The following is a 16237-nucleotide window of genomic DNA, read 5'->3' on the forward strand; positions in this document are numbered from 1 at the left end:
CCGCTTGACTCGGCGCATGCCATCCCTTCAATAACCCACATCCCAAATCGTGTAAATGGTCATTGGAACGCTGAATTAGCCTTTTTGAATCAGATAACGATATGCTTTGAGTGCTTGATCATCTTGTGTTTCTTCTTGCAGTAACAGCTCGTGACCCAAGTGCATACAAAATTTTGGAATATCCCACGACGTTGAAGGATCGGTTGCCAAAACTTCAACAATATCACCAGATTTAGATTTACGAATTGCCTGATGCAACATCATGACCGGTTCAGGGCATCGTAAACCACGCGTATTCAACTGAATGGCCGGGGTAAAATCGCGTGCTGACATGCGTACACTTCACTTCAAAAAACAGACCATAGTTTAACATAAACCGACATGGAACCCGAAATTCGGCAAATTTGATCCATCAAGCTGAATCATTTACTTTTTCCCGCCGATTGGATGATGCATAAGCATATTTTCTTCGGTATGATAAAAATTCATTTACTAGCATAAAGAGTCTTTAGGAAAGATTATGCACGAGGAATCAGGCCCATCGTGGGGAATGCGCGGTTTACGAAAATGGCTAGGAACTGCGCCAGAAACACGCGATGAACTGCTCAAATTAGTTCAAGATTCACGTCGTTTTTTAGAACCTGATACGGTGGCGATGCTAGAAGGTGTTCTTGATCTTCCCGCCACAAAAATTCGCGAAGTCATGACCCCTCGTACGTCCATGATCAGCTTACAAGAAGATGACCAATTACTCGACATCTTGCATGTTTTGATTGAGTCGGCTCACTCCCGTTTTCCGGTTTTTTCATCGGATCAGCCCGACAATGTGGTCGGGATTTTACTGGCCAAAGACCTACTGCCGTTCTTGACCGAACCAACTGCCATTGTCGATATCCGCGCTCTGATGCGTCAGCCACTTTTTGTGCCGGAAAGTGCCCGCTCGGACCAAGTGCTACGCATGCTCAAACACACCCAGACCCATATTGCCATTGTGATCGACGAATACGGCACGACGGCAGGTTTGGTCACGCTTGAAGATATTTTAGAAGAAATTGTGGGTGAAATCGAAGACGAGCATGACAATGTCGATGAAGAAGCCCAGTACATTGTGCCTGACAGCAATCACACCACAGCCAACTCGTGGATGGTGCAAGCACTTACACCAATTGAACATTTTAATACAGTTTTAGATGCTGATTTTTCTGACGATGAAGTAGAAACTGTGGGCGGTTTATTGCTTCAGGAAATTGGACTGGTCAGTGATTTACAAGGTCAGGTGATTGAGCTTGATAACTGGCAGTTTACAATTATTGAAGCAGATGCACGCATAATTCATCTGATTCGAGCTGTACGTAAATGAGAGCATACTTTAGTCAGCTGCTGGGAACATCCCGGCAGCAAAAACAGCTTCCCTTTATTTTTCCCTTACTGATTTCTCTTTGTTCTGGCGCAATTTTTAGCCTTGCCCTTGCACCTTATTACTATTGGTGGATTGCGATTTTATCGCCAGCCCTTTTGTATGCGGTATTGCATGGGCGCTCAGCGAAACAAGGCTTTGCCTTGGGTTGGGCTTATGGATTCGGGCTTTGGTTTGTTGGGGCATTTTGGCTGTACACATCCATTCATGTCTATGGAGATACCAATGCAGCCCTGAGTGTGCTGATGATTGCCGTGATGGCCTTGGTGATGGGCCTGTTCACAGCGGTTCAAACTTGGCTTTATCGTCGTTTTTTCCCGGAAACTCCCCTCACCTTCGCTCCGCTCTGGATTGTATTTGAATGGGCAAAGACTTGGGTATTTACCGGTTTTCCATGGCTATTTGCAGGCTACGCCTTTACCGAGCGTTATCTCGATCACTATGCACCCCTCTTTGGTGTATTTGGGGTGTCGTTTGTGGTGATTATACTGGCCTGTGCCTTGGTCGAGTTACTCAAACGCCGTATTTTCTGGCTGATTCCGGCTGCCATTTTGCTGGTGGGCGCATGGGGTGCCTCTAAGCTGCAATTTGTCGAGCCAAAGAAAACAGCACCCTTGTCGGTTTCCCTGATTCAGGGCAATATTCCGCAAGATTTAAAATGGCTTACCGAATATCAGCTTAAAACACTGATGATTTACGCCAATCTGACCCGAAGCGAATGGGGCCGAGATCTGATTGTTTGGCCAGAATCATCTATCCCGATGTTTCAGACCGACATTCAACCGTTTTTAGATGCCATGGACCAGCAAGCCAAGGCCAGTGGTTCTGCATGGGTGACCGGCATACCGTACTGGGATCTTCCTGCATCGCGTCAGGCCCAAACACCGCTGTATTACAACAGTATTATGGCCTCAGGTTCCGATGCACACGGATTGTATAAAAAGCAGCGTTTGGTGCCCTTTGGTGAATATATTCCGCTTTCTGGATTATTAAGCTGGGTGCTACCGGCACTACAAAATGATCCCTCGATGAGTGGATTTAGCCGCGGACCAGACAATCAAAAACCGTTAATGATTAAAGGTCATGCACTGGCTGCTGCCATTTGTTATGAAGTGGCCTATCCAAACTTGACCCGTCGCAATGCTGAAAATAGTGACTTTTTGATCACGGTATCGAACGATGCATGGTTTACTGGTACGGCTGGCCCGTTACAACATTTGCAAATGGTACAAATGCGCGCCAAAGAAAATGGTCGCTGGTTTATCCGCGCAACCAACACCGGTGTAACCGCGTTTATCGATAGTAACGGTCATATTGTTGAACAAGCACCTATGGATCAAGCAGCCGTATTGCGTGGTGAATTGCCTGCAATGCAAGGTGAAACGCTGTATACGCGTTTAAGTGACTGGCCAATTTTAATCTTTTCTGGATTATTATTACTTTTGGGCTGGGTCTACCGACCGCGTAAGCCTCAAGATGTTTCTTACAAATCCAGACGCTAAACACCAGCCGAGAAGACATTCTCGGCTTTTTTTATATTCTCTAAAGTGACAAACGGATGAAGCTCATATACGCCATCATGCCTGCGAGCGTCATCATCGGTACCTGACGGTAAATTCGGATGAGTTGAGTTTCTAAAGGTGAGAGATTTAAATGCGCCAAGGAAACCACAGTCAGTTGCAATGCATTGAAAAAGGTCACCAGCCATACTGAACTCAAAACACTAATACTTAAAAAAGCCACCATGATCTGGCTACTGGCATCGCTAAGCGACCAAAGCGTGATTGCACTTTGACTAAGCGGCAGAAGACTCAGCACAAAACATAGCGCCTTAAGCACAGACCAATGCAATTGGTTCACTTCATCGGATAAGAACAATGCTTTCATACTGATCGCCCCCATTGCGTTTAATTTATTTTCTTTTGTCATTATGCGTAGTTTTTATCAAATAAAAAGCTGAATCTTTCTAACCGCTTGTTTTTCTTGTAACTATCCAGTTTAATAATAATTCTTATTATAACTCTCATATCTTAGTTATTATATTTTTAATTAAATAACAGCAACTTAATTATTTAACAATAACTAAGAGCGATTATCACTTCACCTATGACTTATTTTAAGCCATAAGTGAAGAACATCATTATCTTAATTATTTTTCAGCATAATAAATATCAGCATCATTTCCTTCGCCACCGGCTTTACCATCGGCACCAAAAGAATATAAATCGTAGGCACGTCCTTCAGTACCCGGAATCACGTATTGCAAATCATTGTCCCAACTGTCCTTCGGATAGCCGCCTTTTACATAACCACCCGGCAACCAGTTTTTCGCAGTTGCAGGCTGATTCAACAAGGCATCTAAGCCACCTTCTTGCATGGTTGGAAAATGGCCATTGTCGAGCTTGAACTGATCGAGCGCACCTGCCACCCCTTTTAACGTAATTTGCGTGGTATCGACTTTGGCTTTTTCTCCACGGCCCATGACGTTAGGTACAATCAGTGCCGCCAGCACACCCAAAATCACAATCACCACCATGACTTCGATTAAGGTAAAACCAGAGGCACGCTTCAGGCGTGGTGCACGCAATGCAGACGCCGACAGGCCTTGAGAAAGAACCGCAGAGGTGTTGTCCTGCTTTGAATCGTTTAATCGTGTCTGTTTTAATTCCATATTCATCTCTAGTTTCAATCGTTTTAAATCATATTATTCATATTGACAATCGGTAGCATCACCGCAATCACAATCACCAAGACAATCGCAGCCATGAGAACGAGCATTAATGGCTCAAGCAAGGCCAGCATTGTCGAAATAAATGTAGACACTTCACGGTCTTGCATACTCGATGCGCGCTCCAGCATGCGATCCAGCTCGCCAGATGCTTCACCACTTCGAATCATTTGTACCATCATTGGCGGGAAATAACCACAGCGCTCAAGCTGGGTAGCAAGGCTGCCACCCTCGGTCACTTTTTCTGCTGCCAAATTAATCGCATCTCGAATGACCCAGTTACTGCTGACAGCCGCACCGATACGTAGCGCATCTACCAAAGGTACGCCGGATCGAGTCAAAATCGACAGCGTACTTGCAAAACGTGCTGCGTTTATACCACGTGATAATTTACCAAATAATGGCAATCTGAGCGTTAAGCGATCAAACGCATAATGTCCTGCACTGGTTTTAAGAAAACGTACAAACATCACAATACTCAAAAAGCCAATCACCAGCATAAACGGCCATGCCTGACGAATAAAATCACTGGCATTCATCAGCGCCACAGTAATCCACGGAAGTGCCTGTTTGCTCTGATCGAAGGTTTTCACAATATCTGGCACCACATAGGTCATGAGTCCCATCACAATCGCAAATGACATCAGCATTAAAATGATCGGATAAATCATGGCCCCTTGTACTTTCTTTTGCATGGCAAAACGGTTTTCGGTGTAGTCCGAGAGCTGGTCTAAAATCAGATCCAAATGTCCAGATCGTTCTCCGGCCGCAATGGTCGCAATATATAAATCTGGAAAACGCCCCGACTGCTGCATACCTTGTGCTAGAGAATGCCCTTCTAGTACTTTAGAGCGCACCGACAACAATAAATTTTGTACGTGGATTTTTTCACTTTGTTTGGCCACGGCTCTTAAGGCTTCTTCAAGCGGAATCGCAGCCGCCACCAACACGGAAAGCTGACGGGTCATTAAGGCCAGATCATAGGCAGTAAATTTCTTTTGAAACCATGCACGCCCCTGTTGCTTGTCTTTTTTTTCTACGGGATCGACCAGAATGGGTGTCCATTCACGGTCACGGAGCTGCTGGCGAATTTGGCGCGCAGAATCGCCCTCCAAAACACCTTTGTGTTGTTTTCCAGCGGCATCAAGCGCCGTAAATTGATATGCAGGCATGGTGGTATTTTAGTTTTTCCCAAAAAATCGTGTTGATGTAAATACGTCGTGTTAAATCTAGCATGCTTGATTAAGCACCTCAGACATGCTCAGTTTGAGTATAATGCGCAAGATGATCCATAGAGCGACTCCATCTTGATGCACACTACGCCACCTCAGCCCCCTCAAGACATTTTCCGTGTTCGTGTGGCCGTTCCTGTGCATTTATACGATACCTTCGACTATAGCGTAAGCGCAGCAGATTATGAACAGGCAGCGATCGGTGCACGCGTTTTAGTCTCGTTTGGCCGTCAGACACTGGTCGGTATGATTACTGAAAAACTGGCGCCTGATCTGCCACTCGATCCAAGATTTCAATTAAAACCGATTCAGGCTTTACTGGATCAATCACCGATCTTAGACCAGAAAGTTTTAAAATTATTGACATGGTCGGCGCAATATTACCAATTTCCTCTAGGCGAAGTGATTCAAACGGCATTACCCGGTTTGCTACGTCAAGGCAAGGACGAGGATATCCTGACGCACATCTGGCGCATCGCGGCGCATCCCGACCCAGACGCAAAACTCAAGCGCTCGCTCAAACAGTTTGAAGCCTATCAAATTCTCAAGCTGCATCCAGCCGGCACTACTGAGACCATTTTAAATTTAAGCGGCGTCGATACCGCGACCCTTCGGGCTTTACAAAAAAAAGAACTGGTGACTTGCACACAGGAAATCCAAGATTTCCGTCCCACGCCGGTACAATTGGCACAAATGCCATTAACTGCCAACCCTGACCAGCAGCATGCCATTGAACGCGTTATGGCACATTTGCATGCCTACCGCGCCTTTTTACTCGATGGGCTAACCGGCAGCGGCAAAACCGAAGTGTATTTGCACATCATGCACGAGGTGCTCAAGCAAGGTAAACAGGTGCTGGTGCTGGTGCCTGAAATTGGTCTGACACCACAAACCATTGCCCGATTCAAATCCCGATTTCACTGTGATGTCGCGTTGCTGCATTCAGGTTTAAACGATTCCACGCGCTTACAGGCTTGGCAACAGGCCAAAATGGGCAAAGCCTCAATTATTTTGGGCACGCGTTCTGCAATTTTTACTCCTTTACCGCATTTGGGATTGATCATTTTAGATGAAGAGCATGATCTTTCTTTTAAGCAGCAAGAAGGCTTTCGCTATCATGCACGCGATGTGGCACTGTATCGTGCGCATCTGGAAAATTGTCCGATTATTCTTGGCTCTGCCACGCCTAGTATCGACAGTTATCATCTGGTCGAACAAAACAAACTTGAATTACTTGAGTTAAATCAACGTGCCGGCTTGGCATTAATGCCTAAAGTACACCTGATCGACTTAAAAGTAGCCAAAAAGCAGCACGGATTGAGCCAAAAGCTGATCGAGCAAATCCAGCACACCCTCAAGCGCCAAGAACAAGTCCTGATTTTTTTAAACCGACGTGGCTATGCCCCCGTACTGGTCTGCGAAAGTTGCGGCTGGCAAGCCAATTGTCCACATTGCGACGCACATTTTACCGTACATACCCAACCCTATACCTATCTGCACTGTCACCACTGTGGCACTATTCAGCGCATGCCAGAGGCGTGTTTGGCCTGCAATCACCCAACCTTAAAAACCTTGGGCATGGGCACTGCCAAAGTCGAAGCGCATTTGACCGAACTCTTTCCTGAGCATGATGTGATTCGGGTTGATCGTGACAGTACCAGCCGAGTCGGCAGCTGGCAAAAAATTTATGACCGAATCCAGCAAAACAAGCCGATGATCTTACTCGGAACCCAAATGCTGGCCAAGGGTCATCACTTTCCGTTTGTGACCTTGGTGGCGATTTTAGATATCGATGCCGGCTTACTGAGTGTCGATGTCCGTGCGCCAGAACGCACCGCTCAATTGATTGTTCAAGTTTCGGGACGGGCTGGTCGCGGTGAACATAAAGGCGAAGTGTATCTACAAACCCTGCGCCCCGATCATCCAATGCTAACAACGCTGATTGAAAAAGATTATCGTGCCGTTGCCGCGGAAATACTCAATGAACGTCGGGTGGCGTTGTTGCCCCCTTATCGCTATAGCGTGTTGATCCGCTGTGAATCCAAAGATCGTGAATACAGTCAGGCGTTTTTACAACAAGCCGCAGCGCGTTTCTTACAACAGGCAGGCAGTGTGGCCGATATCTGGGGGCCTATTCCCGCGCCAATGGAACGAAAAGCAGGACGTTATCGGGCACATATGGTGATTTTGGCGCAAGATCGGGCGCGCTTACATTTCTTTTTACGTTCTTGGTGGGCCGATACCGTACAGCAACCGCGCCAGCATCAATTACGGCTTTCGATTGATGTCGATCCGCAAGAATTTAGCTGATGGCTTAATGTTCATGGCTGAAAATGCTAGAGTTAAACCTTCATTTAGCCCCCAACGCATTCAGAGTTTTCTATGTCACTGTTGCTACAAATCACGATTTTTCTCGGTGCCGCATTACTCCTGGTGCCGCTAGGTAAACGTTTTGGTATTGCAACCGTCATTGGCTATCTGTTGACCGGTATTGTACTGGGTCCGCATGTTCTGAATGTTGCAACCGATGCCAAAGCCATCATGCATATGGCTGAATTTGGCGTCATTTTACTGATGTTTATTATTGGGCTTGAGCTACGCCCGCAGCGCTTGTGGCAAATGCGTCACTCGATTTTTGTGATGGGCAGTACGCAGGTTATTCTGACTGGCATGGTGTTAATGGGGCTGGTGTTTTTGGTCTTTAAGCAATCGGTGACCAGTAGTTTTATCATCGGATTTGCGCTGGCGCTGTCTTCGACCGCGTTTGTGCTGCAATTGCTGGCAGAAAAGCAGCAACTCAACACCACTTATGGTCAGCAGTCCTTTTCTATTTTGCTGTTTCAAGATATCGCAGCCATCCCTCTTTTAGCTGTTATTCCACTTTTGACCGGTAGTTCGACTACGCACCATGGTATTGCCTACTTCGCTGCGATTTTAGCCACCTTTAGCGGCTTATTTCTATTTAGCCGTTTTGTGATGCGGCCCTTTTTTCGTTTTGTTGCCAAAAGTGGTGCGACAGAGCTGATTACCGCAGTGGGCTTGTTCATTGTGCTGGGCGTGGTGCAATTGATGGAAATTTTAGGTATCAGCACTACACTTGGCGCATTTTTGACAGGTGTTCTGCTGGCAGACTCAGAGTTTCGTCATGAACTTGAAGCCAGCATCGCTCCTTTTAAAGACTTGCTCTTGGGGCTGTTCTTCATGACAGTGGGCATGACCGCACAACTGACGCTCATGCTGCATATGCCAGAAATCATTATTGGTTCGGCACTTGCACTGATTGTGATAAAGGGCGTGTTACTGATGGGTATCGCTCGTTACTTTAAATACAAGTGGAACAACAGCCTGATGCTGGCAGCCTGTTTGGCTCAAGGGGGTGAGTTTGCATTTGTGGTGCTGAGCGTTGCACAAAGCGAGCAGGTTTTGACTCAGGCCATTGTTCAGCCTGTGGTGCTGATTGTCACCTTGTCGATGGTGCTTACGCCACTCTTTTACGCCTTGATTCAGCATGTTGTTATACCGAGACTGCAACAGGACACCACGCCAGAATTTGACGAAATTCCAGATCAGTCACCCCCTATGATTATTGCGGGCTTTGGTCGTTTTGGCCAAATTATCGCTCGAAATGCACGTATCAATCAGATTGCCTTTACTGCCATCGACAACAATTTACAGCAGATTGATTTTGTCCGACGTTATGGTGGCACCTTATACTATGGTGATACCACCGAACCAGAAATTTTACGTGCTGCGGGTATCGAAAAGGCGCAGGTCTTTGTTTTGGCAATTGATGACGTTGAAGACAGCATGAATGCTGCACGCCATATTCGCTTGAACTATCCCGATATTCATTTGCTGGTTCGTGCCCGAGATCGGCACCATGTGCATTTATTGCGTGATCTGGGCGTAAGGCACATCTGGCGTGAAACGTATTTATCGTCTTTGGGCATGGCACATCGGGCGCTTAATCTATTGGGGCTGTCAGAGCAGCAAGCCAGTCAAAATATTCAAGTGTTCCGTGATTATGATGAACAGTTGCTGGAGCAGCAGCAAAGCATCTATCACGACGAACAGAAAGTTTTTGAAACACATCGCAATGCAATGGCTGAACTTGAACACCTCTTCGACAGTGATCAACGCCATCAAGATGAATACCCCGAACACAATCGTGAAAACAGACACGAAAATCATCGTATTGATGTTACACAAGATGATCGTCACTGACTTGTGTTTTACAATATTGACACCATTAAGACAGGGTTATGGAGAAAAATATGTCTGATTTACGCCAACGCTTTTTTATTGAGGACTGCCCTGTTCGTGGAGAAGTCGTACATTTAGAAGAAGCATTACAAACCATTTTGGCTCAACGTCCCTATCAACCTGCTGTGCAGGTGTTGCTTGGGGAAATGTTAAGCGCAACGGCACTTTTGGCCAGTACCCTCAAAATCAAAGGTCGTATCAGTTTACAAATTCAGGCCTCAGGCACGTTTCGCTGGGGAATGGCCGAGTGCAACCATTTGGGTGAAGTGCGTGCTTTGGCAGACTATGAAAATGATCCACATTTTGAGCATGCACAAGACAGTAGCGTGGTACTGAGCACACTGCAAAATCCAGTGCTGTTTATTAATATTGAGCCAGAATTTGGTGAGCGCTATCAAGGGATCGTACCGCTCGATCAGCCAACCCTCGCAGGCTGCCTGATGCAGTACTACGACTTGTCGGCCCAGATTCCAACACATATCGTGCTGGCCACGACCGCCGAGCGTTCGGGTGGCTTACTCATTCAGCTGTTGCCGCGTAACAACGAAGAAGAGCAACAACTGATTGATGAAGACATCTGGCCACGCCTGATCATGCTCACAGGAACGCTCAAAGCAGACGAATTAACCGATTTGCCAGCCAATGAAATTTTGTACCGTTTGTACAACGAAGAGCAAGTACGCCTGCCTGAGCAAGAGCAGCTGAAGTTTGGCTGTACCTGTTCAAAAGAACGCTGTGCGGCTGCCCTGCAACAGATCGGGGTAGATGCGGTACGTGAAACATTGGCTGAACAAAATCCAATACAGATGGATTGTCAATTCTGCCAAGCCCGCTATACCTTTACCGCAGAAGAGGCTTTAGGCCTGTTTGGTGAACATCTCAGCTAAATACACAGATCAACGCAGACGCATTTTCTAGCGATCTGGATGTTGTGATGGCTTGGTTTAAACAAACCTGAATCGTCTTTGAAGATGATTCGGGTTTTTTATTGCCAAAACCCAACAGTTTCATATTACAGATGACTTGAATTGAATGAGTAAATCGCCGTATAACACAGTATAAGTCACTTATAATTAAGACACCGTACATGGCCAAGAACTATTATGAAACGCTCGGTGTTTCGCGAGATGCGACACCTGAAGAGATTAAAAAAAGCTATCGAAAGCTGGCACGCAAGTATCACCCCGATGTGAGTAAGGAGCCAGATGCCGAGGCGCAAATGCAAGCGCTGAATATTGCCTATGACACGCTAAGTGATGCTGAAAAAAAAGCAGAGTACGATCAGCAACTTGATTATCCTCAAGGCTTTTCTGGTTTTGGGCAAGGTGCTCAAGGCAGTGCGGGTTTTGATGATGGACCATTTTACCAGCAAGGTCAGGGCGCTGACTTTAGTGGCTTTGAAGACTTATTCGGTCGTTTTGGTGCAGGCTTTGGTGGTGCCAATCACCAATATCAGCGTCAGACGCACCGCTTTCGTGGTGAAGATCAACATGCACGAATCGAGGTAGATATTGAAGTGGCTTACCATGGCAGTACTCAAAATCTCACCTTACAAATTCCAACTTTAAATGCTTATGGCGAGGCAGAAGTACAGCGTAAAACCTTGCAAGTGAAAATCCCCAAAGGCATGAAAGAAGGCCAGCAAATTCGCTTGAATGGTCAGGGCCAAGCTGGGATAAACGGTGGTGAAAATGGCGACTTATACCTCGAAATTCACTACAAAAATACCCCACAAATGCATGTTGAGGGTGCTGATGTTTATCTCACAGTCGATGTGGCACCGTGGGAAGCAGCACTTGGGCAAAAAATTGAGGTTCAAACTCCAAGTGGTCGCGTTAGTGTCAATGTACCGAAAAATTCCAAAACTGGTCAGCAGTTGCGTTTAAAAGACAAAGGGATTCCCAATAAAACGCCCGGACATTTGTATTTATTGATCAATCTGGTTTTACCCGAAGCACAGACCGAAGCCCAACACAGCGCCTATGAAGCACTTGCTCAGGCATTTTCTTCATTTCAACCCCGTCGATAAGGAGCCAGCTCATGTCTAAAATTCATTATGTGGAAGTGATTTGTCAGAATGAGACCACCGCCGAGATTATCGATGAGCAACGCGGACTCAATTTACAGCAGTTTGCACAGGTCTGTGGTCAAAGCCCAGAATGGGTGCTGCAATTGATTGACTATGATATTTTGCTGGTGGGACATCCCGATCAACATCAGTTTTTGGGAGAGGATGTCGCACGGGCGCGCAGAGCCTATCGTTTGCAACGTGACTTTGATGCCAGTTTATCGGCGGTGGCACTGATGCTGGACTTACTTGATGAAGTACAACAGTTGCGCCATGCTGTCCGGCATCTGACGCCTCCTTCAGACCAGCAAACAAACCGTCATGAATGCTGACTGATCCACTGATAGCTGAGTAAACCAAGTACCGTACAAAGGAGTGATCCCAGCACATGAATCAAGATCAGGCCAATCGCCCAGCTGTATTTTTGCTGCTGAAGCAGATCGATTACTTCGGCAGAAAAGGTCGAAAATGTGGTCAATGCGCCGCAAAAGCCTGTAATAATAAATAACTTATAATTGGCACTGATCTGCGCATGTGCAAAAAAGGCGATGGCATAGCCGATAATAAAGCCGCCAACCAGATTGACCAGAATGGTGCCTAAAGGGAAATGCTGTAAAGTCGGATTAAATTTAAGCCCAACGAACCAGCGAATCCATGCACCAAGCACAGCGCCACAAGCAATTGAGAGTAAAGATGAGTACATCGGCATGCTCCAATATTTTTTTCATGCAGAGCACGCACAATATGCCTACGCCCCTGCTGAAAAGAGGTAACGTAGACATCATTAGCCAGAATGGCGGTTTTTGCGAGGAGGAATGTCATCTCCTGTGTGCTCAGTTTAGTCTAATCTTGGCTTGATGTGAAGCAGTTGCGCCAAGCCTCTTCAAGCGGTTTTATTTCAATTTGGTTATTTTTTCAACTTCTTTCAGGGTTTGTTTGATGGGTTCATAATCTAGAAACCAGAACAAATTCATATTACGCTGCCGTTTTTGATGTGCCAGCATTTCAATGACGCTTTTTTCACCACGCCCCACCAAATGCTGTCGATAAAAGTAATACAAAAGCAAAAGTGTGCTGAGCAACATCGCCGCCAGCATCATCCAGAATCCTTCGGGAGATTTTAAGCCCGGAATAAACTCAAAATTCATACCATATACGCCGGTTAGAAGCGTCAATGGCGCAAAAACGGCGGTAATAATGGCCAAGATCCGCATATTTTCGTTGGTTTGATTGGCAATCGCATTAAAATGCAAATCGATGGCCGACTGAATTGCGGCACGTAATCTGGAGGTGTGTTTTTGCGTGCGCTCAATATGACTCACCAGATCGTTCATCCTAACCAATAGTAAATCTGGCGATTCCGAGGCGTGTTGACCCATCAGATGATGATAATTTTCGACCAGTTCGTCTCGTAGCTCCTGTAAAGTTTCAATCTGCTCTTCACACAAATTTTCGACTTGCTGAAATGCCATGTTTTCTTGAAACAACTGTGGCCATTGATGAAATCGTTTACGCCCCTGCAACAGCTCACGCTGCCAGTGTTCGACCCGACGCGTGAGCGGTGTACGCAAATCCAGATAGGCATCAATCATGCTATTGAGCATGCGCAGGGTTAAATCGATCGGTGTCGAAGGCAACTTGCGTGGCTTGTTTTGATCACTGATATCGCGCTGTACAATCTGTTCATAACGCTGCACATAGGCATCCATCGCCTTATTGCCTGTCTCACGGATACTGATCAGCACGTCTTGCGAGATGATAAAACTGATCGGGGTTGTGGCCAGACCGAATATACTTTCATGTACTTCTCCGGTCACTTCGCTGTTGCTGATCTGATCGTCAGGCGTAATGATTTTACGAAAAATCAATAAATCATAATCGTCCATCGTGTCAAATGCACATGGATGATCGATATTTAAGATATCGCGAATATGAAATTCGTTAATAGAGAGACGAGTCAGGCCATTGATATTTTTTTGCCATTCCTCGGTTTGCATCACCACATCTTCACGAATGCAATCGATCCACATAAATGCCAGATGATGCTCGTCCTGAACCTGTTGGCTAATAAAGGCATACTGTTCAGCAGCATGCTTATAAACATAATAAATTTGCATGTGTACCCGTATTTTCGATGCGGTGTGGCATAGGTTGATGGTACTAAATCTAGCTTAAAATACTCAATGAAAAATGTACCCGAGTATTTGCCAGCGCTTCATTTATGTTGTGACTTGCCATAAAAAAGTCCGCCGAAGCGGACTTTTTTAATCATGTAACAGATTTAAAACTTAAACCTGTTCGATGTCTTTCATGGTCAATTTGATACGACCACGGTTATCGACATCTGCAACCTGTACTTTAACGTCCTGACCTTCTTTAAGAACATCAGATACATTCGCAACACGTTCATTTGAAATTTGTGAAATATGTAGCAAACCATCGGTACCTGGCATGATATTTACGAATGCACCAAACTCTACGATACGGATGACTTTACCGTCATAGATTTTGCCAGGCTCAACTTCAGCAGTTAACGCCTGAATTTTCGCAATCGCAGCACGTGCAGCGGCTTTGGTTTCACCAAATACACGCACTGTACCATTGTCTTCAATATCAATTGCAGCTTTGGTTTCTTCAGTAATTTGACGAATCGTCGCGCCGCCCTTACCAATTACGTCACGAATCTTGTCTGGATTGATCGTAATCACTTCAAACGTTGGTGCATGTGCTGAAATTTCAGGACGTGCACGTGAAATTACTTTGTTCATTTCATTCAGGATGTGCATACGACCTGCATACGCCTGATTCAATGCAACTTCCATAATCTCTTCGGTGATGCCTTCAATCTTGATGTCCATTTGAAGTGCAGTAATACCATTGGCAGAACCAGCAACTTTAAAGTCCATATCACCTAAATGATCTTCGTCACCCAAGATGTCAGAAAGTACAGCAAAACGCTCGCCTTCTTTCACAAGACCCATCGCAATACCAGCGACTGGCGCTTTAAGAGGAACACCTGCATCCATCAATGAAAGTGATGCACCACATACAGACGCCATTGATGATGAACCATTTGATTCAGTGATGTCCGATACGATACGAATCACGTACGGGAAGCGGTCAGCCGCAGGCAATACAGCTTGAACACCACGACGAGCCAAACGACCATGACCAATTTCACGGCGCTTTGGACCAGATTCACGACCTGTTTCACCTACAGAGTATGCAGGAAAGTTGTAGTGCAACATGAAGTTGTCAGTTTTGGTGCCCGCAAGCGTATCCACCATAAGGGCATCACGTGTGTTACCCAAAGTAGTCGTCACCAAGGCCTGAGTTTCACCACGGGTAAATAATGCTGAACCGTGCGCACGATCCAATACACCCACCTGTACATCGATACCACGAACAGTCTTGGTGTCACGACCATCAATACGTGGCTTACCAGACAAGATATTGTCACGTACGGTACGGTATTTAAGGTCTTCAAACAATTCGTTCACTTCATCAGCAATACCCGTTTCGTCATTTTCTGGAACGAACTGAGCGACTGCTTCTGCATAAAGCGCATCAATTGCTGCATAGCGATCTTGTTTTACCGCAATGGTATAGGCTTCAGAAATTTTCGCTTCAAACGCTGCTTTCAATTGCTCAAGCAATGCTTCATTTTTGGTTGGCGCAACCCAAGTTGACTCAACTGCACCCGCAGCCGCAGCAAACTCTTTGATCGCCTGAACTGCAATTTGCATTTCGTCATGACCGAAAAGTACAGCGCCAAGCATTTGATCTTCAGACAATTCTTTGGCTTCAGATTCAACCATCAAGACAGCAGATTCAGTACCTGCAACCACAAGGTCAAGATCGCTTTCTTTTAATTGTTCAAAGTTCGGGTTTAAAACATATTCACCGTTGATTAAACCAACACGTGCACCCGCGATTGGGCCACGGAAAGGTGTACCAGCAATCGACAATGCCGCTGAAGCACCTAACATGGCTGCAATATCGGCATCCATGGTTTTGTCAGAAGAAACCACTGTCGCGGTGATTTGAATTTCGTTGAAGTAACCTTCTGGGAACAACGGACGAATTGGACGGTCAATCAAACGTGAAATTAACGTTTCAGCTTCAGAGGCACGGCCTTCACGCTTGCCATAACCACCTGGAATACGACCAGCAGCATATTGCTTTTCTTGGTAGTTTACAGTCAGTGGGAAAAAGTCTTGACCCGCTTTCGCTTTCGCTTGTGCAACAACTGCAACCAATACGGTCACACCGCCCATCGTCACTAGAACAGTGTTTGCTTGACGCGCAACACGACCTGTTTCCAATACAACTTGATGCTGACCAAACTGGAATTCTTTACGAATAATATTAAACATCGACATGTAATCTTTTTTCCTGGTTCTTTTTGAACAGTTATTCTAGTGGAGACCCCTAAGGTTTGGCATTCATATCACCCCAACAGCAATGATAAATGACAAAGCTTAGAAGCCGACCTCACTAGAGAATAGACACAAAGAAGGAGCGAACAT

The 16237-nt window shown here is 45.8% G+C and carries 14 protein-coding genes and 1 riboswitch; of the genes, 7 read left to right on the forward strand and 7 right to left on the reverse strand.

Annotation, left to right across the window (positions count from 1 at the left end):
* Positions 1 to 75: 75 nt before the first annotated feature.
* Complete coding sequence (gene tusA, locus Aso01_RS08355) at positions 76 to 333, reverse strand: sulfurtransferase TusA (protein ID WP_004932596.1); 258 nt, start codon at positions 331 to 333, stop codon at positions 76 to 78.
* Between the two features lie 187 nt (positions 334 to 520).
* Between tusA and Aso01_RS08360 the strand changes: the two genes are divergently transcribed.
* Together Aso01_RS08360 and lnt are read left to right on the forward strand one after the other, a co-directional pair.
* Positions 521 to 1360 carry a CorC family transporter gene (locus Aso01_RS08360; RefSeq protein WP_004932593.1) on the forward strand — a complete coding sequence of 280 codons (840 nt, stop codon included), beginning with the start codon at positions 521 to 523 and terminating at the stop codon, positions 1358 to 1360.
* Positions 1357 to 2919: an apolipoprotein N-acyltransferase gene (lnt, locus tag Aso01_RS08365; protein ID WP_004932591.1), complete on the forward strand. Its 1563-nt coding sequence runs from the start codon at positions 1357 to 1359 to the stop codon at positions 2917 to 2919. The genes Aso01_RS08360 and lnt overlap by 4 nt, the downstream gene beginning before the upstream one ends.
* 40 nt (positions 2920 to 2959) lie before the next feature.
* Here lnt and Aso01_RS08370 read toward each other — a convergent pair whose 3' ends face one another.
* From Aso01_RS08370 to gspF, 3 genes are all read right to left on the reverse strand, one after another.
* Positions 2960 to 3304 carry a hypothetical protein gene (locus Aso01_RS08370; protein WP_039909751.1) on the reverse strand — a complete coding sequence of 115 codons (345 nt, stop codon included), beginning with the start codon at positions 3302 to 3304 and terminating at the stop codon, positions 2960 to 2962.
* A 262-nt stretch (positions 3305 to 3566) separates the two neighbouring features.
* The gene (gene gspG, locus Aso01_RS08375) at positions 3567 to 4088 is read right to left on the reverse strand and encodes a type II secretion system major pseudopilin GspG (protein WP_004932586.1); all 522 of its coding nucleotides are present in this window, start codon (positions 4086 to 4088) and stop codon (positions 3567 to 3569) included.
* 23 nt (positions 4089 to 4111) lie between these two features.
* On the reverse strand, positions 4112 to 5317 hold the full coding sequence (gene gspF, locus Aso01_RS08380) for a type II secretion system inner membrane protein GspF (protein ID WP_004932582.1): 1206 nt from the start codon (positions 5315 to 5317) through the stop codon (positions 4112 to 4114).
* Between the two features lie 138 nt (positions 5318 to 5455).
* Between gspF and Aso01_RS08385 the strand changes: the two genes are divergently transcribed.
* The 5 genes from Aso01_RS08385 to Aso01_RS08405 all read left to right on the forward strand — a co-directional run bounded on the left by Aso01_RS08385 (position 5456) and on the right by Aso01_RS08405 (position 12040).
* Positions 5456 to 7687 (forward strand): primosomal protein N', encoded by a 2232-nt coding sequence (locus Aso01_RS08385; protein WP_004932579.1) that lies wholly within the window; start codon positions 5456 to 5458, stop codon positions 7685 to 7687.
* Between the two features lie 72 nt (positions 7688 to 7759).
* A complete protein-coding gene (locus Aso01_RS08390) occupies positions 7760 to 9601 on the forward strand; it encodes a monovalent cation:proton antiporter-2 (CPA2) family protein (RefSeq protein ID WP_004932575.1) in 1842 nt (613 codons plus the stop codon).
* A 50-nt stretch (positions 9602 to 9651) separates the two neighbouring features.
* Positions 9652 to 10527, forward strand: coding sequence for an Hsp33 family molecular chaperone HslO (hslO, locus tag Aso01_RS08395; RefSeq protein ID WP_004932572.1), 876 nt, complete (start codon positions 9652 to 9654; stop codon positions 10525 to 10527).
* Between the two features lie 200 nt (positions 10528 to 10727).
* Positions 10728 to 11669 (forward strand): DnaJ C-terminal domain-containing protein, encoded by a 942-nt coding sequence (locus Aso01_RS08400; protein ID WP_004932568.1) that lies wholly within the window; start codon positions 10728 to 10730, stop codon positions 11667 to 11669.
* 11 nt (positions 11670 to 11680) lie between these two features.
* Complete coding sequence (locus tag Aso01_RS08405; RefSeq protein ID WP_004932565.1) at positions 11681 to 12040, forward strand: chaperone modulator CbpM; 360 nt, start codon at positions 11681 to 11683, stop codon at positions 12038 to 12040.
* On the opposite strand, the gene crcB is transcribed toward Aso01_RS08405, so the two are convergent.
* The 3 genes from crcB to pnp all read right to left on the reverse strand — a co-directional run bounded on the left by crcB (position 12028) and on the right by pnp (position 16084).
* Positions 12028 to 12411 (reverse strand): fluoride efflux transporter CrcB, encoded by a 384-nt coding sequence (gene crcB, locus Aso01_RS08410; RefSeq protein ID WP_004932562.1) that lies wholly within the window; start codon positions 12409 to 12411, stop codon positions 12028 to 12030. The genes Aso01_RS08405 and crcB overlap by 13 nt on opposite strands.
* A 65-nt stretch (positions 12412 to 12476) precedes the next feature.
* Positions 12477 to 12543: riboswitch (Fluoride riboswitch) on the reverse strand.
* 58 nt (positions 12544 to 12601) lie between these two features.
* The gene (locus tag Aso01_RS08415; RefSeq protein ID WP_004932559.1) at positions 12602 to 13825 is read right to left on the reverse strand and encodes a CorA family divalent cation transporter; all 1224 of its coding nucleotides are present in this window, start codon (positions 13823 to 13825) and stop codon (positions 12602 to 12604) included.
* A 171-nt stretch (positions 13826 to 13996) separates the two neighbouring features.
* Positions 13997 to 16084 carry a polyribonucleotide nucleotidyltransferase gene (pnp, locus tag Aso01_RS08420; RefSeq protein ID WP_171063713.1) on the reverse strand — a complete coding sequence of 696 codons (2088 nt, stop codon included), beginning with the start codon at positions 16082 to 16084 and terminating at the stop codon, positions 13997 to 13999.
* Between the last annotated feature and the right edge of the window lie 153 nt (positions 16085 to 16237).

Source organism: Acinetobacter soli (assembly GCF_000760595.1).
In the GTDB taxonomy this organism is placed as follows: Bacteria; Pseudomonadota; Gammaproteobacteria; order Pseudomonadales; family Moraxellaceae; genus Acinetobacter; species Acinetobacter soli.